Source organism: Sideroxydans sp. CL21 (genome assembly GCF_902459525.1).
GTDB lineage: Bacteria > Pseudomonadota > Gammaproteobacteria > Burkholderiales > Gallionellaceae > Sideroxyarcus.
This window is the reverse complement of record NZ_LR699166.1, coordinates 1,507,521-1,530,364: the sequence shown is the minus strand read 5'-3', so window position 1 is coordinate 1,530,364 and position 22,844 is coordinate 1,507,521. Positions and strand designations below refer to the sequence as shown.

At 54.2% G+C, this 22,844-nt stretch carries 15 protein-coding genes; 6 read left to right on the top strand and 9 right to left on the bottom strand.

The annotated features are described in order from the left end of the window. Positions 1 to 91 precede the first annotated feature (91 nt). The 3 genes from QOY30_RS07205 (at position 92) to QOY30_RS07195 (ending at position 5,167) form a co-directional block, all read left to right on the top strand. The gene (locus QOY30_RS07205) at positions 92 to 1,126 is read left to right on the top strand and encodes an aldo/keto reductase (protein WP_283743950.1); all 1,035 of its coding nucleotides are present in this window, start codon (positions 92 to 94) and stop codon (positions 1,124 to 1,126) included. A gap of 161 nt (positions 1,127 to 1,287) precedes the next feature. Further along, positions 1,288 to 1,680, top strand: coding sequence for a hypothetical protein (locus tag QOY30_RS07200; RefSeq protein WP_283743949.1), 393 nt, complete (start codon positions 1,288 to 1,290; stop codon positions 1,678 to 1,680). A gap of 46 nt (positions 1,681 to 1,726) precedes the next feature. Beyond that, complete coding sequence (locus QOY30_RS07195; protein WP_283743948.1) at positions 1,727 to 5,167, top strand: EAL domain-containing protein; 3,441 nt, start codon at positions 1,727 to 1,729, stop codon at positions 5,165 to 5,167. 14 nt (positions 5,168 to 5,181) lie between these two features. Here QOY30_RS07195 and zapE read toward each other — a convergent pair whose 3' ends face one another. The 4 genes from zapE to QOY30_RS07175 all read right to left on the bottom strand — a co-directional run bounded on the left by zapE (position 5,182) and on the right by QOY30_RS07175 (position 9,408). Continuing rightward, positions 5,182 to 6,324 carry a cell division protein ZapE gene (zapE, locus tag QOY30_RS07190; RefSeq protein ID WP_283743947.1) on the bottom strand — a complete coding sequence of 381 codons (1,143 nt, stop codon included), beginning with the start codon at positions 6,322 to 6,324 and terminating at the stop codon, positions 5,182 to 5,184. Continuing rightward, positions 6,324 to 6,698: a VOC family protein gene (locus QOY30_RS07185; RefSeq protein ID WP_283743946.1), complete on the bottom strand. Its 375-nt coding sequence runs from the start codon at positions 6,696 to 6,698 to the stop codon at positions 6,324 to 6,326. The genes zapE and QOY30_RS07185 overlap by 1 nt, the downstream gene beginning before the upstream one ends. After that, a complete protein-coding gene (gene purT / locus QOY30_RS07180) occupies positions 6,698 to 7,903 on the bottom strand; it encodes a formate-dependent phosphoribosylglycinamide formyltransferase (protein ID WP_283743945.1) in 1,206 nt (401 codons plus the stop codon). Before purT ends, QOY30_RS07185 begins: the two co-directional genes overlap by 1 nt. Before the next feature lie 137 nt (positions 7,904 to 8,040). Then, complete coding sequence (locus QOY30_RS07175) at positions 8,041 to 9,408, bottom strand: Ig-like domain-containing protein (RefSeq protein WP_283743944.1); 1,368 nt, start codon at positions 9,406 to 9,408, stop codon at positions 8,041 to 8,043. A 585-nt stretch (positions 9,409 to 9,993) separates the two neighbouring features. On the opposite strand from QOY30_RS07175, the gene QOY30_RS07170 reads away from it, so the two are divergent. Then, the gene (locus tag QOY30_RS07170) at positions 9,994 to 11,043 is read left to right on the top strand and encodes a class I fructose-bisphosphate aldolase (protein ID WP_283743943.1); all 1,050 of its coding nucleotides are present in this window, start codon (positions 9,994 to 9,996) and stop codon (positions 11,041 to 11,043) included. A gap of 38 nt (positions 11,044 to 11,081) precedes the next feature. Here the strand turns inward: QOY30_RS07170 and QOY30_RS07165 are convergent, their stop codons facing one another. The 5 genes from QOY30_RS07165 to QOY30_RS07145 form a co-directional block, all read right to left on the bottom strand. Beyond that, positions 11,082 to 13,580, bottom strand: coding sequence for a tetratricopeptide repeat protein (locus QOY30_RS07165; RefSeq protein WP_283743942.1), 2,499 nt, complete (start codon positions 13,578 to 13,580; stop codon positions 11,082 to 11,084). A gap of 95 nt (positions 13,581 to 13,675) precedes the next feature. After that, positions 13,676 to 16,483: a multiheme c-type cytochrome gene (locus QOY30_RS18115; protein ID WP_502958708.1), complete on the bottom strand. Its 2,808-nt coding sequence runs from the start codon at positions 16,481 to 16,483 to the stop codon at positions 13,676 to 13,678. Positions 16,484 to 16,714: 231 nt separating this feature from the next. Further along, complete coding sequence (locus tag QOY30_RS07155) at positions 16,715 to 18,490, bottom strand: cytochrome c3 family protein (RefSeq protein ID WP_283743940.1); 1,776 nt, start codon at positions 18,488 to 18,490, stop codon at positions 16,715 to 16,717. A 15-nt stretch (positions 18,491 to 18,505) separates the two neighbouring features. Beyond that, complete coding sequence (locus QOY30_RS07150; protein WP_283743939.1) at positions 18,506 to 19,321, bottom strand: hypothetical protein; 816 nt, start codon at positions 19,319 to 19,321, stop codon at positions 18,506 to 18,508. 424 nt (positions 19,322 to 19,745) lie between these two features. Further along, entirely contained in the window at positions 19,746 to 20,633 is an 888-nt protein-coding gene (locus QOY30_RS07145; protein WP_349496682.1) for a DMT family transporter, read from the bottom strand. 145 nt (positions 20,634 to 20,778) lie between these two features. Between QOY30_RS07145 and dapC the strand changes: the two genes are divergently transcribed. Together dapC and dapD are read left to right on the top strand one after the other, a co-directional pair. Continuing rightward, positions 20,779 to 21,972, top strand: coding sequence for a succinyldiaminopimelate transaminase (gene dapC / locus QOY30_RS07140; RefSeq protein WP_283743938.1), 1,194 nt, complete (start codon positions 20,779 to 20,781; stop codon positions 21,970 to 21,972). Between the two features lie 8 nt (positions 21,973 to 21,980). Next, positions 21,981 to 22,802 carry a 2,3,4,5-tetrahydropyridine-2,6-dicarboxylate N-succinyltransferase gene (gene dapD, locus QOY30_RS07135; protein WP_283743937.1) on the top strand — a complete coding sequence of 274 codons (822 nt, stop codon included), beginning with the start codon at positions 21,981 to 21,983 and terminating at the stop codon, positions 22,800 to 22,802. Positions 22,803 to 22,844 lie beyond the last annotated feature (42 nt).

The following is a 22,844-nucleotide window of genomic DNA, read 5'->3' as shown; positions in this document are numbered from 1 at the left end:
GTCGCGGAATACAAGACAGACATCATGATGACCGGATGCTAGCATGATGAAGCGATTAAAATAAAATCTCGTCAAACTTTACGGGGCAAACATGGAATACAGAAAATTGGGCAGCAGCGGCTTGAACGTCTCGGCGCTGTCTCTCGGCACGATGACCTTCGGCGAACAGAACAGCGAGGCGGAGGCCCATGCGCAACTCGATCTCGCCGTATCGCACGGGGTCAACTTTATCGATACTGCCGAGATGTACCCCGTTCCGCCGCGTGCCGAGACCTCGCATCGCACCGAGAGTTATGTCGGCACCTGGCTCAGACGGCAGCAACGCGACAAACTCATCGTCGCCACCAAGATTGCCGGTCCGGCGCGAGGCTTCAAATGGATACGCGAAACGCCGCGCATCAACCGCGAACACCTCACCGCCGCGATCGACGGCAGCTTGCGCCGCTTGCAGACCGACTACATTGATTTGTATCAACTCCACTGGCCGGATCGCTATGTCCCGATGTTTGGCGCAACCGGTTACGACGTGACACAGGAACGCGACAGCACCCCTATCGCCGAGCAATTGCATGTACTCGCGGAATTTGTCAAAGCGGGAAAAATCCGCCATATCGGCCTTTCCAACGAAACCCCGTGGGGAGTCTCCGAATTTGTGCGTTGCGCGGAGCAACTCGGTTTGCCGAAGATCGCCAGCATTCAGAACGCCTACCACCTGTTGAACCGCACTTTCGAGAGCGGTCTCGCCGAAACATGCCGTCATACCAACGTCAGCCTGCTCGGCTACAGCCCCCTGGCCTTCGGCTGGCTCACGGGCAAATACTTAGCCGACCCGAAAGCCAAGGGACGCATCACGCTTTTTCCCGGTTTCGGCCAACGCTATGACAAACCCAACGTGCCCCCAGCCGCAAAGGAATATGTACGCATCGCTCAGGAAGCCGGAATTGCCCCGGCAACGATGGCGCTCGCTTTTGCCAGAGCGCGCTGGTTCACCGGCAGCGTCATTCTCGGTGCCACTACGCAGCAGCAACTCAGCGAGAATCTGGCCAGTGCAGAAGTGACGCTAACGGCGGAAATCCTGGAAAAAATAGAAGAAGTGCATAGGCTGTACCCCAATCCGGCGCCGTAATACCGAACGTTGCATCCACAATAGAACGTTCCATTCACAATAATAAAACGGAAATCACGCCGGAAACATCTATTGCATGTTCCACTGCGCTTCAACCGGGCAAAAGCGGCCTAATTTGGTTTATCATGATGCCTGCTGATATCAATCACTTGGGGGAGTAAATGCTTAAAAAAATCATTGCTGTTGTGCTTATCGCGCTTGCGGCCGGAACATGGGGTTATCTGGATTACCTGAACAAACAGGAACTGAAAGCCTCTGAAGAAATGCGGGCAGCAATGGCACAGGCACGCGCCCAGGCGTTGGCGAGGGCAAAAGCGGCAGCTGAAGCAAGGGCAAAATTCGAAGCAATGATCATGGCCGACCTCACGACTTGCAAAGCAACTGCCGAACAAGCCAAAGAAGATTTCCTGACCAAAAACCAGAAGCCCGTAAAGCGCAAACCGGGCCTGTTCACCATCCCTCCAGCCGTCATGGACGAAGCCGCAAAGACACTGGAAACAAGCAATGCAGCATGCCAATCAACTTACGATGCCCGTTTGCATAGTGGTTCGTAATCTGCCGCGCTCGGACTCGGGCAAGTTGCCGTAGCAACTTATGACCATGATGCCGACACTGCGTGCGCTTCTCTGCCTGAGTTTCCTTTGCCTGACAGGAAATGCCGGTGCTTCGGAAGTACGTGTCGGCATCTATGAGAACGAACCCAAGATTTTCACCGATACCAAAGGAGCCGCATCCGGCATCCTGATCGATATCCTGAAAGATGTCGCGAACAAGGAAGACTGGCAACTGAGCTACGTCTCCTGCCAATGGGAAGACTGCCTGAAGAAGCTCAAAGAAGGCAGTATTGACCTCATGCCCGATGTCGCCTACTCGGATGAACGCGCCCTGCATTTCGATTTCCACAAAACCCCTGCCCTCTACAGCTGGTCGCAAATATACAGCCGCAGTGACGGAAACATAGCTTCCGTGCTCGATCTCAAGAACAAACGAATTGCTTTACTGGATGGCGGCATCCAGGAAAAAGCGATTTCGGATATGCTGGCCGGGTTCAATATCAAAGCGCAATTGATCCGAACCCAAACCGTGGGCGAGGCCTTTCGACTGGTACAGTCAGGTCAGGCGGACGCCGCAATCGCCAACCATGACTTTGGCGATTTTCATGAACATGATTATCATCTCGTCGAAACCCCGATCATTTTTCAACCTGCCCGTTTGTTCTTTGCAACAGCCCAGGGTCGCAGGCCAGACCTGCTGAACGGGATAGAAAAAAACCTGTCGGTCTGGGCCGCCGACCCGAACTCCATCTATTTCGAGACACTCAAGCGCTGGGATAGTCACATTCCAGCACCCGCCATCCCGCCTGCATTTTGGCAAGTCTTGTTCGCCGTCAGCGGGTTGCTGTTGCTGTCTTTGCCGGGCGCAGTGATTATGCGCAGACAGATCAAAATCAGGACACAACAGCTTTCAGCCTCCAATATCCAGTTGCAATCGACACTGGATGCCATACCCGACTTGCTCTTCGAAGTAGACCTGGATGGTAATTTTTTCAAATACCACTCCTCGCGCAATGATCTGCTGGCCGTGCCAGCCGAAGTTTTTTTGGGAAAAAGTGTCGCCGAAGTCATGCCTCATCAAGTGGCAGAAATCTGCATGTCTGCAATACGCGAAGCGCATGAAACCGGCAGGTCAAACGGCAAAGAGTACGAACTCTCCCTGCCCGGCGGGACACTCTGGTTCGAACTTTCCGTGTCCAAAATGCAGTCCCCTGTAGCGGAAGCGCCGCATTTCATCGCCCTGGCGCGTGACATCACGCAACGCAAGACCAACGAAACGCAAATACTGCGGCTCACCAAACTCTATGCCGCGTTGAGTCAGTGCAATCAAGCCATCGTCCGTTGCGCCGATATTGACGAGCTTTTCCCCATTATCTGTCGCGATGCAGTGAACTTCGGCGGAATGAAAATGGCGTGGATCGGCATGGTGAATGCGCAGAATAAACAGGTAAAAGCGGTCGCCTCCTTCGGTTCCGGCACGGAATATCTTGAAAGCCTTCAAATTTCCACGGATGCCGCCGATCCGTCCGGGCGCGGACCTACCGGCACTGCCCTGCGCGAAAACCGGCCCCTTTGGTGCCAGGACTTCGTTAATGACCCGTCCACAGCACCCTGGCATGAACGCAGTATCCAATTCGGCTGGGGAGCATCGGCATCGATTCCGCTCTTGTGCCGCGACGCAGTCGTTGGCGTGATGACCTTATATGCCGGCGAGGCCAATGCTTTCGACGAAGCAGCACGCAACTTGTTGCTCGAGATGGCGATGGACGTGAGCTTTGCGCTGGAGCGTTTTACCGGCGAAACCGAGCGCAAGCGTCTGGAAGAAGATTTGCTCAAACTGTCACTGGCTGTCGAGCAAAGTCCGAACAGCATCGTCATCACCGATCTGGATGCGAAAATCGAGTACGCCAACTCGAATTTCATCAAGGTGACCGGCTACAGTCTGGCCGAGTTGATCGGCAAGAACCCGCGCATCATGCAATCCGGTAATACCCCAAAATCGACTTATGAAGACATGTGGGCGCATCTGACCCGCGGCGAAACCTGGAAAGGTGAATTGAACAATCGCCGCAAAGACGGCACAGAATACATTGAGTCGGCCCTGATCTCGCCTGTGCGCCAGGCCGACGGGCGGCTGACGCACTATCTGGCGATCAAGGAAGACATCACTGAAAAAAGACGAACCGAGGAGCGTATCGAAAAACTGGTGCATTTCGACCAGCTCACCGGCCTGCCCAACCGTACCCAGCTCAATGAGCGTTTCAAATTCGCCCTGAGCCTGGCGCAGCGTAGCGGCGAACAATTGACGGTCATGTTTCTCGACCTGGATCATTTCAAGGATATCAACGATACGCTCGGGCATTCCGTCGGCGACCAGCTGCTGATGGAGGTGGCAACGCGACTCAAAACCACATTGCGCGAGGAAGACACTATATCGCGCCAGGGCGGAGATGAGTTCATCCTGATCTTGCCGGGCACGGATGAAAAAGGTGCGGCGCATGTCGCGGCCAAGTTGATGGAGGCAATCTCCAGAGCCTGCCAGATCGAACAGCACGAACTCGTCGCCACATGCTCGATCGGCATCGCCATCTATCCCCATGACGGGGTGGATTTCGAGACGCTCTCAAAAAATGCGGATACCGCCATGTACCGCGTCAAGCAGGATGGCCGGAATTCTTTCCGTTTCTTCACACTGGAGATGCAGGCACATTCGGCCCGCGCCCTGCAATTGGGCAATGCTTTGCGCCAAGCGCTCTCACGCGGCCAGTTGCAATTGCACTACCAACCGCAAATATTGATACAGGATGGTCACGTTGTCGGTGCGGAAGCCCTGCTGCGCTGGCAGCATCCGGAGCTGGGCGCCATCTCGCCCGCCGAGTTCATACCGATCGCGGAGGACAGCGGCCAGATCATCCAGATCGGGGAATGGGTCCTGCGCACCGCGATCCGGCAATTGAAAGACTGGATGGATCACGGGCATCCGCCGATGGTGATGGCAGTCAACCTGTCTGCCGCGCAGTTCCGCCAGCCCAACCTGCCGGAACTGGTCACCGGCATCCTCGACGAGGCTGGGTTGCCGCACAAATATCTGGAACTGGAACTGACCGAGGCAGTCGCCATGGATGATCCGCAGGCGGCTGTCGAAATGATGGATAAACTCCACGCGCTGGGCATCCGCATGTCGATCGACGATTTCGGCACGGGCTATTCTTCATTGAGTTACCTGAAACGCTTCAAGGTGTACAAGCTGAAAATAGACCAATCATTTGTGCACGACATCACCGACGATCCGGACGACAAGGCCATCGTCGCCGCCATCATCAATATGGCCAGCAGCCTGGGCATGCAGACCATCGCGGAAGGTGTGGAAACCGCGGGCCAGTTGGCTTTCCTGCGCCTGCAGGGCTGCGACGAAGTCCAGGGATATTATTTCAGCAAGCCGCTGCCCGCGGACCAGTTCACATCCTATATTCAAAAACAGGAATAGAAACCGGAGGAAGGCTAGCCGGGATGGGATTCACCCAATGTCACGCCGCGCGTGCGATGTGGCAATTCCAGATAATGCCGGGTTTGCATCTCGGTCAGGCGGCTGGCGATGCGCTGTGCTTCGCTGTCATGCCGGTCATCTCTGTAAAGTTCAGCCAGCCCTGCGTCGAACGAAGCCACCAGTTTGACATGATTGTCGTACAGGACATCGATCAGCCAGGTGAAACGCCTCGCCTCTGCTCCCAGCTCGGCGGACATTTTCGGAATACCGGACAGGAAGATCGTCGGATAACGATAGGCGATCTCGAGATAGTCGGACTGGTCGTGAATTCCGCCGCATAGTTCCTTGAAATCGAACCAGACCACTTCACGTGCCGCGCACCTGACGGGGATGTTGATTTCCCTCACACGAACAGTATGAGCTTCGCTGTGCACACCGGCCGTGAGGCGTTGGAACAAGGACTTCATATTCCCTTCGGTTGCCGCATCTGCAGAGAGCATAAAGAGCGGGTCGCGCTCCATCTGCAACATGCGGTAATCGGTATCGCTGTCGAGATGCAGGACTTTCAATTCGCTCTTAAGCAAGGCGATGGCAGGCAGGAAGTTCTGGCGCTGCAGGCCGTTCGGATAAAGGTCGTCCGGCGCATAGTTGGACGTGGTCAGCAACACCACGCCGCGCTCCAGCAATGCCCCCAGCAGGCGCCCGAGGATCATCGCATCCGCGATATCGTCCACATGAAACTCGTCCAGACACAGCAGGCGCGTGGAGCGTTCGATCTTGTCGGCCAGCGCCATCAGCGGATCGCTTTCATGCGCAAGCAGCTTCATCTCGTGATGCACTTCAACCATGAAGTTGTGGAAATGGATGCGGCGTTTGCGGCGGTACGGCAGGCAGTGATAAAAGCCGTCCATCAGGAAGGTCTTGCCGCGTCCCACACCGCCCCAGATATACAAACCCTTGGGCACGTTCGGACTGAGCAGGCTGCGCCCGAGGAATTGGTTGCGCTTGTTCTTGAACTCGACCAATTGCTGCCACAGCGCTTCCAGCTGGTCGATCGCGGCGATCTGCCGTTCATCGCAGACGAAGCCGGAGCGCTCGCACGCCGTCTGATACCAGGCTTTGGGGCTGGTGCCTGTTTCAATTACCGATTGACGCATCAGGCTGAGACCTCGTTGAATTCCAGCGCATTCTGGTCCGGGTCGCGGCAGAACAAGGCGCGGCGACCGGACTGGCTCTGCGTATAAGTTATACCGGCCGCATCCAGCCTGTTCTTCAATTGTGCGAAGTCTTGCACACCCAATGCGACGTGCCGGTCGCGTCCGCCATGCGCCGGGCGCTGCAATCCCGCCTCGGGGTTGGGCAACAGCATCAGGTGTATCTGCTGGTTCGGCGCGATGTCGTACCACACGCCGTCATAGCTCATCTGCGGACGGCTGGGAGAAACATGCAAACCAAGCACCCCCTCGTAAAACGCACGCGACCTGGCAAGATCGCTCGTCAGAAATGCGGCGTGCTGGATACCTGTGATCATTACGCTTTGACTGGGATCACTTTGCTCGCCGCCAGCTTGGCACGCGTCCTCGCCTCGTCGGTATCCTTGCCATTCGCCAGGGCCACGCCCATGCGGCGCTTCTTGAATGCTTCCGGCTTGCCGAACAGGCGTATATCCGATTCGGGCACGCGCAACGCGTCGGCGACTCCGTTGAAGGCGATGCCCTTCTCGTCCATCTGGCCGTAAATCACCGCACTCGCGCCCGGTGCCCGCAACGTAGTGTCGACCGGCAAGCCGAGGATGGCCCGGGCGTGCAGCTCGAATTCGTTGAAGCGCTGGGTACACATGGTCACCATGCCGGTGTCGTGCGGGCGCGGGCTGACTTCGCTGAACCAGACCTGGTCGCCTTTCACGAAAAGCTCGACACCGAAGATGCCCAAGCCGCCCAACTCGTCGGTGACCTTCCTGGCGATATCGCGCGAACGTTGCAACGCCAACGCGGACATCGCCATCGGCTGCCAGCTTTCGACGTAATCGCCGTGCACCTGCACATGCCCGATGGGCTCGCAGAAATGGGTCTCGGTTTCGCCGTTTTCGCCGATCGCACGCACGGTGAGCTGGGTGATTTCATAATCGAAGTCGATAAAACCCTCGACAATGACCCGGCCCTGGTTCACGCGCGAACCGCTGGCTGCGTAATCCCACGCGGCCTTCACTTCGTCGGGGTTATCCACTTTGGATTGTCCTTTGCCGGAAGACGACATCACAGGCTTGACGATGCACGGAAAGCCGATCACCGACGTTGCAGCGATCATTTCTTCCAGGCTGTCCGCGAACTTGTAAGGAGAAGTAGGCAACCACAGTGTCTCGGCAGCCAGGCGACGGATGCCTTCGCGGTTCATGGTGAGCTGTGCGGCACGGGCAGTCGGAATGACGCGCGCCATACCTTCCTTCTCGATCTGCACCAGCATGTCGGTGGCGATGGCTTCGATCTCCGGCACGATGACATCGGGTTTCTCTTTTTCGATCAGGGCGCGCAATGCCGCGCCGTCCGCCATGTTGATGACATGCGCCCGATGCGCCACCTGGTGTCCCGGCGCATTCTCGTAACGGTCCACGGCGATGACTTCCACGCCCAGGCGTTGCAGCGCAATGATGACTTCCTTGCCGAGCTCGCCGCTGCCGAGCAGCATGACTTTGGTGGCCGAGGGTGAAAGTGGCGTGCCTAGGGTGATCTTTTTCATGGGACATCAGTCGGTGAAGTTGGAATACCCGAAATTATACAGGTAGTCGGATGACGCCGATGATGCTCGTCGACGGGTTCACCCTGACGCCAGTCGCGCCCGCCCAGACCGCGCATCAGCTATCCCGCTGAAAGGCTTTAATTATGCAGCTCGACATCCGGGAGCACGACATAGTTGCCATTGACAGTCCCTTCCCCCCCAACCACAAGTACGCTGCCTGCATCAGGCCCTGTGCTAAGCAAGGTGGCACTGAACACGGCGCGCCCCTTTTGCAGATTGGCCGTTCCACTCCATGTCCCGGTACCTGGGTCGTACAACTCGGCGCTGGACAGAGTTGGATTGCTGGCATTCCTGCCTCCCATCACGAGGACTTTGCCCATATTTGGACCGCTGGTCATCAGCTTGGCGATGTGGCCAAAGCGCGGGACTGCAAGACTGCCGGTTGGAGTCCATGTCCCGGCAACCGGATCGTACAGTTCTGCGCTGGCGAGAATATTACCCATGGCATCTATACCACCCACCACTAGTACGTTTCCTCCGTTGGCCAGTAGTGTGGCACTGTGCAGATAACGCGGCGTTGTAAGAGGGCTGGTGGCAACGACCGAGGCACCGGTTGGCGCGAACAACTCGGCTTGAGCAAGCACACTGGCAGAAGCAGTATCAAATCCTCCGGTGACCAACACGGTGCCGTCAATCAACAGAGTGGCCGTGTGCGAGTACCGTGGCCAAATGTCGGGTACTGACGTTGCAAGAGTCCCCGGGGAGCTGGATGGATCGACCAGATCTGCCGTACTTGCCAGACTTCCGCCAACCACCAGCACCAATTCCTTGCCACCGTTAGCTGTCAAGTTGGCGGTATTGTTGAGCAGGGTAGCGGTATGGTAAGAGCGAGTCGTAGTGAGAGCATTGGGGTACGGAGTCCAACTTGCCGGCGTCACTCCTGAAGCTGGCGTGTACATTTCAGCACTGGTGAGGTCACCCGATGCCGTCCCTCCTCCGATCAGCATCACCTGGCCCGTGGATAACAGGGTGGCGGTATGGTCACGACGCCCAACGGTCATATTGCTGGCTGCAGTCCACGTTCCCGAGCTCGTCGTCGAACCCGGGGTGTACAACTCGGCACTGGCGAGAGCGACCGTGTTGTACCCGCCCGCCACCAATACCGTTCCATCGTGCAACAGCGTTGCTGTGTGATCGTAACGGGGCGTAATCAGCCCATTCGTCGAACTGGAGCCAGCAAGTGTGACTGTAAGAATGACTGGTGGTGAAGTTACTCCGCTATATGTTGCAGTGATGCTCGTGATAGACGTGACTGCCGCACCCGTTCCCAATGTAACCAAACCAGTTGCTCCTACACTGGCGATCGACGAGTTGGCGGACATCCAAGTGACGCTGGAAGTCAGGTCTGTGGTGGTCCCGTTCGAATATGTTCCTGTCGCCGCCAGCTGGAGAGTCGTGCCTATTCCAATATAGACAGGATCCGGACTGATGGCGATGCTGCTCAAGGTGACTGGCGGAGTTGACGTGCCTCCGCCCCCGCAGCCGGTCAGGATCAATACTAAGCAAATGACAAGGCTTAAACCCGATTTGCCGGCATGAAGATTACGATAATGAAAAATTTTGATGACCTCGTATCGGACTGATCAATTTACAGTTTAATACACACATCATTGGCTTCAATAAGCCGCCTGTCGGAATCCGGAATTTCCTGATAATCAGAGCCAATCCGGACGTTACTTGGAGGCAGGTCACTCTTCGAAAATCAAACCATGCAAAAGTTGCAGGAATGAGCTGGATATCGCGATATTTGACGTCTGCGTTGAAAATCCATTTAGGGTATTGATTGTATTTTCGATGTCAATTATTGAAGGATATGTAGTAATAATTGAATGTTAAGGAAATATTCCAGTCACGGTTCGACGTGCCCACCACGAACGGAATAACTCCGTGTTTGCCTTGGTATGAAGTTGCCTGCGCTGTGCAAATGTTGTTCCAATTCATGGGCTCAATTTCGAAAATCCCTGAATTCCAAAAGTCATTCACATCGGAGTAAGATGACCGCGCCATTCCAACCATCCCGGGAGCAAATCATGACGAACATCGTGCAATTGTTGGGCGAAGAAGCGGAATATCTGTTGAAGCATCTCTGTGCCGGGATACCGAAAGAATCGCTGCACCTGCCGGGGCCGGATTATGTGGATCGGGTCGTGGCCATGAAAGACCGCAAGACCGGCGTGCTGCGCAGTTTGCAGGCTCTGTATGGACAAGGGCGGCTGGCCAATACCGGCTACCTCTCCCTGTTGCCCGTGGACCAGGGCGTGGAACATTCCGGCGGCGCATCGTTCGCGCCGAATCCGATCTATTTCGACCCGGAAAATATTGTCAAACTCGCCATTGAGGGCGGTTGCAACGGAGTTGCTTCCACGCTGGGTGTACTGGGTTCAGTGGCACGCCGCTATGCACACAAGATTCCCTTCGTCGTAAAGATCAACCACAACGAGATGCTGACCTATCCCAACATTTATGACCAGACGATCTTCGCTAGCGTAGATCAGGCATTCGACATGGGCGCCGTGGCAGTCGGTGCGACGATATTCTTCGGCTCGGAACATTCGCGCCGGCAGATACAGGAAATCTCGGATGCCTTCGAGCATGCGCACGAACTTGGCATGGCGACCATACTGTGGGCCTATCTGCGCAATCCGGCATTCAAGACTGCGGACAAGGATTTCCATGTCGCCGCCGACCTCACCGGACAGGCCAACCACCTTGCCGTCACCATCAATGCCGACATCGTGAAGCAGAAGATGGCCGAGAACAATGGCGGCTACAACGCCATCAAGTTTGGCAAGACTCATCCCAAAGTCTACAGTGAATTAACCACCGACCACCCGATCGACTTGGTGCGCTACCAGGTGGCAAACTGCTATATGGGACGTGCAGGCTTGATCAACTCCGGCGGCGAGTCGGGAAAAAACGACCTGCAGCAGGCGGTACGCACGGCAGTCATCAACAAGCGTGCCGGCGGCATGGGACTGATCTCTGGTCGCAAGGCGTTCCAGAAGCCGATGCAGGACGGAGTAGCGCTGCTGAATGCGATCCAGGATGTGTATCTTGATAAAACGGTGACCGTGGCCTGAGGTGACTTGGCCCGGTCAGCACTGTTTCCAGGCTTCCGTCAAAAATCCAGGCGGAAGCCGAACGCAACGAATTCCCGCAATGCGGTCGAAGTGGACTGCAACACGGTGGAAGTCGTCTTGTTCCAGTCAAGACCCAATTGCGCGTCTGTAGACAGATTCCTTCTCAGCTTGTAAGCCACCCTTATTGTTGGCTGGACATCGTTCATTTTGCCGCCGGTATTGTCGGTTTGAAAATTCAGGACGAAAGTCGAATCCAGTGTCCATTTTTCTTGCAGATCGACATGGTTGCTGGCTTGAAATCCTTCGGCAGCAATCAGCGCGCCCTTGGAGTAACTCACGCTGAAGTTCGTCGTATCTTGCGGACGGATAACCCCGAGACCGGTCGCTCTTTCGGTTATCGTCCAGGTATTGCCCGTGGAAGGAATCGCAGGTACGAACCCTTCCACTCCGGTTGTACCGTCCGGCAGCAGCGTTCCGCTGGAATTCATGCCTGCTGTCTTTGCAATGCTGAAGTCAGTACCGATGAACCATTTTTCGCTCAAATGATTGGTCATGCCGACTTGCGCCATTTCCGAAACTGTCGTGCGCTGACCTGCCAATAAAATCAGATCGCTCATGGACCAACCGTTTTGCATCAGGGTTGCGATCGTCGAAGTGGTGCCATTGATCGCATTTCTCACATCCAGAACCGGACTTCTGCGGCGGTCAAGCAGGAAGTTGTAGTCCGTGCCGCCGACCCCTCCGCCATTCAAAGTTCCCTGCACGGTGAAAATATTCAACGCCTTGAACAGCACGTCGTAGTCCACCATGGACATGATGTTGAACTTCTGGTCAAAATATCTCAGGTTCCCGCCGACCGCCCTCCGGTCGGTGAATCCGTCGACCTGTTGTGTAATCCCGTAAACGGATCCCCCTAACTGGCTCTTGGTGCCGAAGTCCACGCTGGCGCCGTAAAAAGTGGGTTTGCGGTCAATGGTGAAGTCGGACAACTGGCCCGTCACTACATTCACTCTCCAATTCGACGCAAACCCGTAACCGGCCGAAACGCCATCAAACCTGCCCATCACCCCGCCACCCAGTCCCGACTGTCGGCCGACTCTGAATGAATAATCCACAATCCGGTCTTTCATCTCATAGTAGGCCGCACCCAGCATCCCAATGTTTTGCTGTCCCGGAAGAAAGTTCGCCGCGTAGAAATCTTGAAATACCAAACGATTGTCATATTCGTTGTTGTACGACCGCGCGGTCATGTTGAGATTGGTTATCAGGGATTTCTGGTCAATGAGTGAAAAGGTAGTCGGCGTCTGGACCAGGCCTGCACTCGCGACGGTATTTGTCTGGCTTGCGCCCTGATAGTAGTACATCGACAAACTGCCGAATTCCGAATACTGAAATTCGGTGTTTTGCACTCTGGCTGGGCCTGTAGGCTGTTTATCCAAGGCAGCGAAAATCGCCGGTTGCGATAGCTTCAGCTTGGCGAGGCGATCCTTCACCCATTTCGCGGATTTTCCTTCCGGGTAAAGTCTCAAGTAGGCATTGAATTCCAGTACAGCTTTGGATAGCTGCCCCAATCTCTCTTTTGCGATCCCGATCCACAACTGGGCATCTTCCGTATATTTATTCGGAGGCAGGTTGAGTACTTGATTGAATGATTCGATTGCTGCAAATGTTTGGCCAGTCAGAAGCGCATTGCCTCCATTTTCCATCAATGCGGCGGCCTGATTGTTCGCGATCGAGATCTTGTCGGCCAGCGACGCGTTTGCGGGCGTTGCTCCTTGCTGGACGACGAACTGGTCAATTTCAGGAAACGGCGGCAGCCCGTCTTTTCCTCCCAATGGGATATGAATGGGCTTTGACGAGGACTGCTTCAGCGCGACCTTGGGTGCAGTGATATTGCCAGTGGGGGCAACCGGTGCTGCTGGTGTTGCCGTTGTTGCAGCTGGTACTGGTGTCGGAGGGGCTGCTGACTTCTGATTGGCAGCGGCAACTGCTGGGGTTCCTGACGAGGGAGCTACCGGCGGTGATTTCGGAATTGCCGCGATAACAGCGGCCGGCGCCGCCGCAACTGGAATCGAAGTAATGCCGGACTGTCCTGCAGCCGGCTTGTTCTCGTTATTTCGCTGCGTCGCGACCGGTTTGATATGAATCACCAAAGTCTGATTGTCGCTTCCCATCCCGACGGTGAATTCTGCGGGGCGATAGAATGTGATATGAATCTTGGGTCCGGTGCCGCGATCTCGCGTGGTAACCATAATCTCCTGAACGAGGTCGGAGGGAGGCGTCCGGTGCGATTCATAATCCTGCCACTCATCGGCAGGAACGGTATTAAGGATATTGAAATATACTGTGGTGGAACTTGATTTGCCTTGGGGAAAGTGTCGCAGATACTGGATCGGGACAGTAAATTTGATCACCGTTTCCGTCCCTCCGCTTGCGTCCTGATGCACAGTGATGTCATCGATGATCTCGGCGGACGCATAAGAGGACACCATATCCAGCAGTATCACCGCAAGAAATGACAAAACCAAACGATGCAATTTAATTCCGAACATAATTTGTGTCGCTCGATTTAAAAACCACCATGCCGGCTTCGCTAAAGTCGGCTTGAACCATAAGTCTGCCAATCAACAAATCAATCCCATGATGAATATGCGGATCCTTTGCTACCCAGGGGCTTATGGCAACCTGAACTTGAACAATCCTTGGACGTGCTGGCTCCGTTATGGCTGATCAATTGCGCTTTAGACAAATAGGTAACGCCTTTCAGGTGGCATGTCACACAGTAATTCGGTGCGCCACCCTGCGCATTATTGTGATTCATTTTCTCGCCGGTTGCCCAATCAGCAGCCCCTGACGAGACAGTAATGGTCGTGGAATGGCAACTGGTGCAATCCGTGTTGGCTGAGGTGCTGATAATTGTCGTCGGTATGTGGTTGGATACTTTGGTTACGGCACCAAACAATCCCTGACCGGTATAGGAGCCATTGTGACAACTATCGCAACGGCCTGTGAGTCCCGGAGCGGAATGGTTCATACCGTACTTCGTCACTCCGCTCACGGAGATCGTAGACACGGCAGCGGTACTGAAGTTGATGGAACCTACTCCGTCATACACAGAGTGGCATTGGTCGCATCCAATCGATCCGGTCGGTATGTGGCCGGTATCGGAGGAAAGCCCGATCGCAGTCGCCCCGTTATGGCATGTTATGCAGGTGCCGGGTGTATTGTAGGGCGCGGTGTTATGTATGACGCCCGCCGGTATTCCGAAAAGTGTACAAGTCGGACACCCCTGCAGAACAGTCGTAGTGTGGCATGACATGCAATCCAGAGCCGTGACCGGATGACCGGCATTCTTACCCGTCGCTGTCGCGCCATTGTGGCAGGACGCACAGGTCGGCGTTGGCGGCTGCGCAGGTGGCCAGGATGCATAGGTTCCGGGCGAGTGGGTAAAGCCGGCCCCCAGGAACGAAGTGTAATTGGTGGTGTTCGTTGCGGTATGGCAGGTCACGCAATCGGCCGTCGTAGCCACATGGTTTGTGATCACACTGCTTTCGGACTGAGCATTTTGAGAGATGTAAGTCCCGGAATGGCAGTTCGAGCATAAACCTGTTGGCGGATTTCCCAAGGAAGTCTTATGGAACACCACATTAAGGAATGTCGGGTTGGCGGGAAATGCCGTGAGCAGATTGGTGATCGCATTTGTATGGCACACATCGCATGCATTCCCGGATGATTGCGGGATATGGATAGCGGGATTGATCGAGACCACACCGGCATATTGTCCCTGGTGGCAGGTTCCACAAGATCCAGCTGCAACTGTGCTGTGGTTGAGTGTCGCGTTCAGGAACGTTGCGCAATTTCCGCCATTTGCACAACCTGTGCTGGCCGGGGTGTGGCACGTAACGCAATCTGCTCCTGAAGTTGGTATGTGCCCTGCACTAACGGGTTGCGCCAGCAACGTTGTTCCGTTATGACAGCTATCGCAACGCTTGGTGTACGGTGACGGTGCGGTCGTACCGAACGAGGTATATCCCGTGGTAGAATTGATATGGTTAAAAATCACGCCGGAAAAATTCACACAAGTAGGACAACCATCAGAAGCCACGGTGTGACAGCCGCTGGAATTGCAGTCCGCCGATGTCAATATATGACCCGCAACTTTGCCGGTAGCGGTAGCACCGTTGTGACAAGACATACATGTAGGTGTTGCTATTGATCCGTCAGCAGGGAATGTCGTTGTATAAACCCCCGGTACATGTGAAAAACTGGCGCCCAAAAACGTAGTGTAAGTTGCCGTATTCGTTACGGTGTGGCATGCCACACAATCCGATGTTGTCACTACATGGCCCGCATTCTTTCCTTGTGCGCCTACAGCTACATAACTGCCGTTATGACAGGTGGAGCATGCAACGGTTGGAGGATTTCCCAATGAAGTCTGGTGGAATTTTGCATCAAGAAAGGTTGTGTAGTTCAGGGTTGAATTGGCCGGCGTTCCGCTTGGACCGGTGTGACAAGTCCCGCAATCTGCAGTGGTCGGTATATGTACCGTGCCTTTTGTTTGCGCGTTTTGCGACACGAAACCTCCGTTATGGCAGGTCGCGCACGTGCCTGCGGGGGGATTCCCTATAGTAGTTGTATGGAATGCCACCCCCAGAAATGTCGGAAGAGGCTGGGACGTTGGATCGGAATGGCAGCTAACGCAGGTATCCACATTGGATCCGGTTGGTGCCGGAATGTGAATTGATTTATTGATCGATACAACTCCTGCGTATTGTCCCTCATGGCAAGAAGAACATGTGGAACCCGGTGTATGGGCGAAAGTAGCGCCCAAGAACGTAGAAAAGCCGATATGGCATGTATTGCAATCCGGCGGGTTCGTCCCCAACGGAATGTGAGTCATCGGGTTGTAACTGACAACGTTGGGGAAGGTTCCTATCGGTCCCGGCTCACCCGCCGGACCGCCATGACACTGGAAACAGTTTCCCACATAACCATTCGCCACATGATCGACCTGGTAGCTCAGGAAAGTGCTGGTATTCTTGTGGCAGTACGAGCAGGGCGACTGGGTCGGGAAGTGATTTACCGGTTTGCTCACGACACCGAGTGACTGTCCATTGTGGCAAGTCTCGCATTGACCGGTAATTGTGACGTGACTGAAGCTCTTTATCAGGAAGCTGGCAGCACTGATATGGCAGGTGTCACACGAAAAAGTTGTGGGAATATGATTTATCGGTCTTGGCAGAGCAGCGACTCTCGTTCCGGTGTTGTGACAGCCGGCACAGTCTTTGGGCGTGTTCTTGAATATGCCGTCGACGTGGCACTGTTCGCATTTTAGTGTCGCGTGAACTTCCCTGAGAACAAACCCTGTTTTCGAGTGATCGAAGGAATTTTCTACCGTAACCGCCTGCACTGCAGTCGCAAAGAATGAAAGGCTGAACATCAAGACCACCAGCATTCCGGCAATCCCGTAACGTGTTGTTGGCGTATTCATAATCGATACCTCGCTGCAAAATTTCGATCCATATTGACGAAAAGTGAATAGTGTCAGCACTTTTTACCTATTCAGAATTGTATATATGTGTCCGCAATTCCATGCAGCCGCTCATCGGGTGTGAGACAAAAGTACAAACGGCACAACCAACTGATGAACGGCAATGGTCCGCTATTAACGTTAATAGTTTATCCAGCGTCGACTTCCAACCTTGATCGTTTTCCAGTTCAATCCAACATGGCAATGATCGCATTGCTTTCCGAAATCGCCATTGTGCTTGTCATCCTTATCATGACAACTGACGCAGGTTGCCGCCAGAACCACTTTGCTGCTTACCGGTGTATTGTGACAATCGATACACTTGAGTCCCTTGTGCTTTCCGTCAAGCTTGAAGTTGGTTTTATCGTGATCGAAATCCCAGTCTTTCCAGTCGCGAGTGTTGTGGCAAGTATCACATGCAGTGCCAAGGGTGCGTTTGTGCACGTCTTGTTTAGCATGGCAAGACGTGCAATCCGACTTGGCCTCCTTGAATACCACAGATAAATGACATTTTTTGCATTGGGTCAATATATGCTGGCCGGTAAGCTGGAAGCGCGAAACCCTGTGATCAAATTCGGCTTTTTCCCACGAATCTTCATGATGGCAGGATTCGCATTTCTTCCCCTCCTCGCCTTTATGCTTGTCGTCCTTGTCGTGGCATGAAGAACAGGATGTCTTCAGCTTGTCCTTGTACAAATCACCTTTGTGGCAACTGACGCATTTCGTATCGCGATGCTTGCCCAACAGCGGGTAATCGGTCTTCTTGTCGTGGTCGAAAATAATTTCCTTCCAGCTCTTTTCGTTATGGCAAATTTCGCACTTGGGTCCGAAATTCCCCTTGTGCTTGTCGTCTTTCTGGTGACAGGAGTAGCAATCCATCTTGAGCTTGTCCTTATACAAATCGCCCTTGTGGCAATCGTTGCACTTGACATCGCGATGTTTCCCAAGCAACGGGAATTTGGTCTTCCTGTCATGATCGAACGGGATTTCCTTCCAGCTGCGCTCAATATGGCAGGACTCGCATTTCGGCCCAAACTTGCCCTTGTGCTTGTCGTCTTTTTGATGGCATGAAACACAGTTGGTCTTCAGCTTTTCCTTATAAAGATCTCCCTTGTGACAGCTGACGCACTTTGTCTCACGATGTTTTCCAAGCAGCGGATATTTGGTTTTCTTGTCATGGTCGAACAGGATTTCTTTCCAGCTCTTTTCGTTATGGCAAGTTTCACACTTGGGTCCGAAATGCCCCTTGTGCTTGTCGTCTTTCTTATGGCACTCGTCGCATTGCAACGGAGTGTCCTTGAACTTGTTGTCTGGATGGCAGTCCTTGCATTTCACATCCACATGCTTGCCCAGCAAGGGGAAATGGGTTTTGCTGTGGTCGAAATGGGTCGTCTTCCAATCCTTTTCTTCGTGGCAGTTCTGGCATTCAGGTCCCAGAGAACCTTTGTGTTTGTCCGCCTTTTCGTGACAACCGATGCATTTGACGGGCGCTTGCCGGTATTTTTTTTGCGGGGAGTGGCAGTCCTTGCAGAGAACCTTGCTGCTTAAGTGCGCTCCTTTCAGCTCGAATCCGGTCGTCATGTGATCGAAATCGACGGTATTGAGTTTTGCAATGCGAGCGTCCCGTCCCTTGTGTTCCGTGTGGCACTCTTTGCATGGCTTTTCTTCCTTCATCAGGCCGTGGAAACCATGCTTGTCGGCGATGTCTTTCGCGATCTCCTTGTGACAGTCTTTGCACAATCCGGCCTGGGCTGATTTGTCATAGGGCTTATGGCAGTTGCTGCACTCGCTTTCGAGTTTGACATGCCCCTGTATTACCTGGCCCGGCATCAACAGATCATTGGCGGAATCGGCATGTGCCTGACCGGAAAAGGCAAGCGTTGCCAGCACGCACGCCTTCAAGATTGCCCATTTCATGCAATGACTGGCCATCTAATATTTATGAACCGAAATTACGTGCCAGATCGCGCTGAATACCAACATGTAAACCAGTGGCACATGGAATATGTGCCATAAGGAAAACAGCTTTTCGTAGGTAGAGAATTGCGCAACATCTCGCACGGTGACAAGATAAGTGCTGATGAATTTTTCGTTCTGGTAGAAAAGCTCGTCGAGACGTTTCATCTGCGCGCTGTTCCATTGCTTCGCATTGGCGTCAGCGTACATGGCATCTTCAAGTTCTCTTGTCAGGTTCCGTGAAAACCATTTGATCCTGAAACCCAACGATATGAAATTCCATCCGTTGAGTTTTCCCGCCTTCGAAGACGACAGGACCCGATCGCGAAAATCTTCGAGCTTTTTTTCAATTTCGGGAGCGAAACTGAGAACGGATTTCACGTCCCCGGATCCTTCCAGGTCGGCCTGCAACTGCTGAAACGACGACTGTCGCCCATAGAGTCCGTTATGGATCTTCGTATAGAAGAAACGCCCGAATATTCCGCTACCCGATACGAGCAGCATGCATACCATGGCGACGCCTGCGTTGATCGACGCGATACGAAAGGTAGAATGAAAAATGATGAGGGCAGGTCCGAGTATGCCGAAAACCATATGCCACCTGAACCATTTGGGCAGGATGCTCCAGTTTTTCATGAATCCCACCCGCTTGCGCAACGGATAGATCAGGAGCGTCAGCATCATGATCCCGCCCACCAGCCCGATGTTGTAACCGATATTGTCGCCGGGCTTGTACAGATGGTCATAGGAAACAAAAAAACCGGCAAACATCAACAAGGTGACCACTATCATATATAGTGTCCAGCCATAGTCTTTAGGTTGGTTCTTTTGTCTTTGTTGTTTGCGCCTGTCTAAGGGCTGAAGAGATGTGGCTAATGTTGTCATTGAAATTCTCTGACCAATCAATTGCGCCAATTTCGGAGCAGCGACCAGCTAATCAATTGCGCCAATTTCGAAACAGCGTCTAGCTTCAGTCATTGTCAAAATCACGTCAACATTATAAACATAAAAAAATATACATAAAGTATTTTGTCATGTATTTGTGCAATTCCTTAAACGACCTTCATTGCCCATTGCCTTGGAGATGTTTTTAATTGCATTCATACAATAGGTTAAACAACTTGTGGATTTCAGGTGCGCGCTGATTTATTGCTCATATCCAGTTTCTCGCACCGTGCATCGAATCGAAAATCGCTGCTACTAAACCAACCGCCGTCTAAACCAGACTATTGTCCGAACAAATCCTTCCGGAAAGCAGACTGGCTGAAATGATGAGTGCCGCGCCCAGCCACTCACGCAACTCCATCGCTTCATTCGCGAGGAAATAGGAGGAAATCGCTGCTATCACCAACTCGAACTGAAACAGTATCACGGCTTGATTTGCCGCAAGATGCGTCACGCCATATTGCACTGCAAAGCTGGTCGCGCTGAGTACCAGCCCCATCATCGCGAGCAACATCCAGGTCTGGGCGGAAATCGCTGATACCTGAGAGGCAACTTCTCCCTGCCACAGCAGGAAAGGCAAGGTCAGCCCGGTCGTACCCAACCACAGACTGAATGATTTCGCTTCAACTGAAAGATGCTCGGCACGGCGCGAAGTGACGTTGGAAAGCGCGAAGCCCATGCCGGCGGAAAGGCCCAGCCACTCGGAAATATTCTGCGGCACAGGCAGATCCAGACCGGGGTCCCACAACATGGTCATGGCTCCGCCCAGCGACAGCATGATCACGAAATAGCCGTAGCGATTGAGCCGCTCGCGCAGCAGCCAGAACGAGAACAGGATCGTCCACAAAGGCGCGAGGTAAAACAGCAGCAGCACGCGCATCACTTCGCCGTGCAACATTCCCAACACGTAACCCAGATTCGCCCATCCCGCGCTCAATACCAGCAGCAACGCCCACCAGCCGAAGGAAGAACGCTCGCGCCACACGCGCGGCAGCATGAATGCACCGAACAGCATCGCCAACAGATAGGTGAGAAATGTCGCCATTGCGCCCGATATGCCGGTTTCCTGCAGCACGCGGTAGGGAAACCAGATCAGGCCCCAAACCATCGCACCGCTCAGCACCCCGGCTATCGGCATCAGATTTTGTTTTGTGGACACTCGTTACGCCTTTATAATCCGGCAACCCTGATAATGCCCTGGGGCGATTCCCCGAAAATCGCCAACAGCAGCTCGCGTCCCTACCCGACTTCAGACCGGTTTGCCCTGAGTCGGTCAAAGGACCGAAATAATAAGCAAGGAAAACATGAATCCCGATTTACAGCGCCTCCAACCTTACCCGTTCCAGAAGCTGGCCAAATTGTTGGGCGAAGTGACGCCAAGCAACGCTTTCAAACCGATCAGTCTGCATATCGGCGAACCCAAACACGCTACGCCCCAGTTCATCAAGGATGCACTTGTTGCGGGAATGGACGGACTGGCGAATTATCCCACAACCATCGGCAGCGACGCGTTGCGCACCGCTATCGCCAACTGGCTGGCGCAGCGTTACAGCATTCCGGCACCGGATCCGAAGACGCAAATCCTGCCCGTGAACGGCAGTCGCGAAGCGCTGTTCTCGTTCGCCCAGGCAGTGATAGACCGCTCGAAGCCAGAACCAGCCGTGGTCTGTCCGAACCCGTTCTATCAAATATACGAAGGCGCTGCTTTCCTTGCGGGCGCCACGCCCCACTTCCTCAACACATTGCCGGAAGACAATTTCGCGATGAACCCCGCCCAGTTGCCGGAATCGGTTTGGCAACGCACGCAGCTCATTTATGTCTGCTCGCCGGGTAACCCGAACGGGCATGTGATGCCCCTGTCAGAATGGAAGCATCTGTTCGAGATGAGCGACCGCTATGGATTCGTCATCGCCGCGGACGAGTGCTATTCCGAGATCTACTTTGGCGAGAGCAAGCCGCTCGGTGCGCTGCAGGCCGCCCGGCAACTTGGGCGCGAAGACTATAAAAACCTGGTCGTATTCTCCAGCCTGTCCAAACGCTCGAATGTACCCGGCATGCGCTCCGGCTTCGTCGCGGGAGATGCCAAAGTGCTGGAAAAATTCGCGCTGTATCGCACCTATCACGGCTGCGCGATGAATCCGGCGATCCAGAGCGCAAGCATCGCCGCATGGAACGATGAAGCGCATGTTGTCGCCAACCGCCACCTTTACGCCGAAAAGTTTGCCAAGACCACCACCCTGCTTGCGCCCGTACTGCCCGTGTCCAAACCCGATGCCGGCTTCTACTTCTGGGTCAGGACGCCCATCTCGGATACCGCCTTCGCGCAACAGTTGCACCGCGACTATAATGTGTCCGTTCTACCCGGCAGCTTTCTGGCCCGTGAAGCGCAAGGAATCAATCCCGGAGGGAATTTCATCAGGCTGGCACTGGTCGCCGGCCTGGATGAAACACTGGAAGCTGCACGACGCATCGCCGAATTCACTCAAAAACTTAACTAGGAACCGCCATGCCCCAATTACAAGCCATCATCGAAGAAGCCTTTGAACGCCGTGCCGACATTACTCCGCGCAATGTCGACGCACAGTTGAAAGAGACCATCGACACCGTCATCGAATATCTCGACAAAGGCAAGCTGCGCGTGGCCGAAAAGATCGACGGACAGTGGGTCACCCATCAATGGGTCAAAAAGGCCGTTCTGCTGTCGTTCCGCATCGAAGACAACGCCTTCATCAAGGGCGGCTTCACCAATTATTTCGACAAGGTGCCCTCCAAGTTCGCCGACTACAACTCCAAGGAATTCCGCGAAGGCGGCTTCCGCGTGGTGCCGCCCGCCGCCGCCCGCCGCGGTGCTTATATCGCCAAAAACGTGGTGCTGATGCCTTCATACTGCAACATCGGCGCTTATGTGGATGAAGGCACCATGGTCGACACCTGGGCCACCGTCGGCTCCTGCGCACAGATCGGCAAGAACGTGCATCTGTCCGGCGGCGTCGGCATCGGCGGTGTACTGGAACCGGTGCAGGCCAATCCCACCATCATCGAAGACAACTGTTTCATCGGCGCCCGCTCGGAAATCGTCGAAGGTGTGATCGTGGAAGAAGGTGCCGTGATCTCCATGGGCGTATTCATCGGCCAAAGCACCAAGATCTACGACCGCGAAACCGGTCAAGTGCACTACGGTCGCGTTCCCGCAGGCTCCGTCGTTGTTAGCGGCAGTCTGCCTTCCGCCGACGGCAAGTACAGCTTGTACTGCGCAGTCATCGTGAAAAAAGTGGATGCAAAGACATTGGGCAAAGTCGGCATCAACGAATTGCTACGCGGAATCTAATTAGGATTCAGGAACTGGGATTTTGGATTTGGCCAAATCCCA